Annotated in this window: 2 protein-coding genes; both read right to left on the bottom strand. The window is 78.8% G+C overall.

The window, feature by feature from the left end:
* Positions 1-99: 99 nt before the first annotated feature.
* Positions 100-699 carry a recombination mediator RecR gene (recR, locus tag Q4D18_RS11390; RefSeq protein WP_303128507.1) on the bottom strand — a complete coding sequence of 200 codons (600 nt, stop codon included), beginning with the start codon at positions 697-699 and terminating at the stop codon, positions 100-102.
* A 61-nt stretch (positions 700-760) separates the two neighbouring features.
* On the bottom strand, positions 761-2,800 hold the full coding sequence (locus tag Q4D18_RS11395; protein ID WP_303128508.1) for a hypothetical protein: 2,040 nt from the start codon (positions 2,798-2,800) through the stop codon (positions 761-763).
* Positions 2,801-3,016: the final 216 nt, after the last annotated feature.

The raw sequence follows: 3,016 nt of genomic DNA on the forward strand, positions 1-3,016 counted from the left end.
CCCCGAACCCGACCCCCCCGCCGCGGCCCGCGGCGGCGATCGCGGGACCGCTCGGACATCCGGGGTGCGGCGGGGATCCGGGGTGCGGAGGGGCTCCGCTCAGCCGGCGATCGGGCGGCGACCCTCGAAGGCACGGCCGAGGGTGACCTCGTCCGCGTATTCGAGGTCGCCGCCCACCGGCAGGCCGGAGGCGAGCCGGGTGACGCGGATGCCGGTGGCGCCGAGGAGCCGTCCCAGATAGGTGGCGGTGGCCTCCCCCTCGAGGTTCGGGTCCGTGGCGAGGATGACCTCCTGGACGGTCTCGTCCTGGAGACGGGTGAGCAGCTCGCGCACGTGCAACTGCTCGGGACCGATGCCGGCGATCGGATTGATGGAGCCGCCGAGCACGTGATACCGGCCGGAGAAGGCGCGGGTGCGCTCCATGGCCATGACGTCCTGGGACTCCTCGACCACACAGATCTGGCTGCGGTCCCGGCGCTCGTCCCGGCAGAGGCGGCAGACCTCGTCCTCCGACACGTTGAAGCACACGGTGCACAGGCGCACCTTGTCCTTGACGGTGCGGATCGCCTCGGCCAGGCGGAGCATGTCCGCGGTGTCCGCCTCCATGATGTGGAAGGCGATGCGCTGGGCGGACTTCGGGCCGATGCCCGGCAGTCGGCCGAGCTCGTCGATCAGCTCCTGGACGGCACCGTCGTACACGTCTCACCGTCCTCTCCTGGGGGCACGCGGGTGCCCGTCCTCCTGCGTGTGCTGCGGCGGGTCAGAAGCCGCTCTCGTGGGGCCGCTCCTCGAGCAGGCGGGCGCCCAGCAGGCGCTCCACCACCGGCCGGCCGACCAGGCCGGACTCCTCGAGGGACACGTCGTCCTCGCTGGCCACCTCGTCCGACCAGTCTACGGACGGGGCGGACGCCGCAACGGGGCCGGCGGGCGCGCCGTCGTCCGGCCTCGCCCCGCCGCCGCGTGCCGCCTCGCGGGCGGCACGGATGGCGGCGGCCCGGGGGTCGACGGCGGCGGCGTCCGCGGGCGGCGCGTGGTCGGGCACATCCGGTCCCCCGAGCGCCGAGGCGCTGGGCCGCCTGCCCGAGCCTGCCGCGGCGCCCGGTCCGGGCCGACCCGTGTTGACCGGCGGGTCGAGCGGGCCCCCGGCCTCGAGCCGCTCCATGAGCGCGCCGAACCAGCTGTCCGGGTGGCCTGCGCCGCGGCCCTCCGAGGGGGCACGGGTCGGAGCCCCGGTGCGGCCGTCCGCGGAGTGGGCCTCGGCGTCTTCGTGGTGCTCGGCGGGCACGCCGGGGTCCGGCGTGTCGTCCGCGGTGGGGCGGGCCGGGGACTCGGTGACGGGTTCCTCCGCCCCGGAGGCCGCGGCCTGCGGGTCCTCGCGGACGTCGGCCGTCCGTTCGGCCTCGTTCTCCGCCGCGTCCTGCCCGTACCGGTCGGGCTCCCCGGCGAGCGCGGCCCGGACGGCCGCCCTCGGTCGGTCGGGGTCGGCGTCGTCGTCGCCGGCGGGCTTGTCCTCCGCGGGCTCGGCCGCAGCGCGACCGGCATCGAAGCCGGCCGGCCGCGTGCCGCCGAACCGGGCGGCGAACTCGGCGCGCAGCTCGGCCTCGGGCTTGGCGAACACCGGGATGGTGTGCTCCTCCTCGCGGACGAGCGGTCCCGGGTCGTAGGCGCGGCGCACCTCGGCGTCGCTGGGGGCGGGGGCCACCTCGGCAGGCTGGTCCGGTCCGGGCGACGTCGGCGCGGCGGCTCCCTGCCCGGCGGCGTCGCCGGCGGGGGTGCGCCCAGCGGGGGCGCCCCAGTCCTGCGGGGTCGGCACGTCATGGGCGGGTGCCGCGGGGGCTCCGGGGGCGGACTCCTCCGCGCCGTCCTGGTCCGGGGTCCAGCCCTCGGGCCCGGGCGAGTCCTCCATGTCCGCGTCCGGGTCGAACTCCGGCAGGTCGTCCCACGGGTCCTCGGGCGGCGGCGGGGCGTCCTCCCAGGCGGGGGGTTCCTCGTCCGCGCGGCCCCAGCCCTGCGGCGCGGGCGCCGCAGGCGGTGTGGTGTCCGCCGTCCCGGGGCGCGCGCCGGTCCGGGAGTCCGCCGAGGCAGGGGGGCGCGGCGTGGTGGGTGCATGCCCGCCCGCCGGCGTCGGTCGGTCCGTCGGCTGCTCCGTGCGGGCGGAACGAGGCGGGGTCATCCGTCCCTGCGCGGGGTCGGCCTGCGGGGCAGGCGAGGGCCAGGACGTGGCCACCGGGACGTCCTGGGCGGGCGCGCGCTCGGCCGGAGCGGATCGGGGGGCGGGCTCGGCCGGTGCCGGGAGCGCCGGGGCGGACGGCGCCGGGGCGGTCCGGTCGGACGCAGGACGGGTCGACGTCGGCCCCTCTGCGCGCTCCGGCGCGGTACCTGCGCCCTGCCGCGGACCCTGCGGGGGCGCGGGCCGGTCCGGTCGGGAGGGCCCGCTGCCGGGACGGCCGCCGTCCTGCGGGCCGTCGCCGCCGAGGATGAGGTCCAGCTCGGGCCGGATGCCGAGCACCCGGTGCACGGCCTCCGCGAGGACTTGGTCCCCCTGACGGGCGAGCAGGGTCCGGCGCGGGCCGTCCTGGGTGAACGCGACGGTGAGCAGGTCGCCGTCGTACCCCGCCACCGAGGCGTTGTCCTTGACCAGCATCCACACCAGGCGCGAGGAGTCCTCGATCGCCCCGAGGATGTCCGGCCACGCGCGGCGCACCTTCTCCACCTGGCTCGGCGTGGCGGCCGCCGCGGGCGCTGGGGCGGGTGCGGACTGGGCCGGCTCGGCGGCCGGGCGCGGGGTGTCCGCCGGCACCGGGGCCGGCCGGGCGTCCTCTGTCGGTGGCGCAGGACGTGCCGGGGCCTCAGGGCGTGCCGGTGTCCCAGGGGCGGGCGCGGGATCCCGGTCGGCCCGCTGTCCGGCCCCCGGGCCGGTGGGCTGTTCCGCCCCCCGCTCCGGGTCCTGGGCAGGCGCGGCGGTCTCCGCGCGCCGCGCGGCGGCGCGAGCGAGCGCGGCCCCGCTCAGCGCCTC

This window comes from Micrococcus sp. (assembly GCF_030523875.1).
Lineage (GTDB): Bacteria > Actinomycetota > Actinomycetes > Actinomycetales > Micrococcaceae > Micrococcus.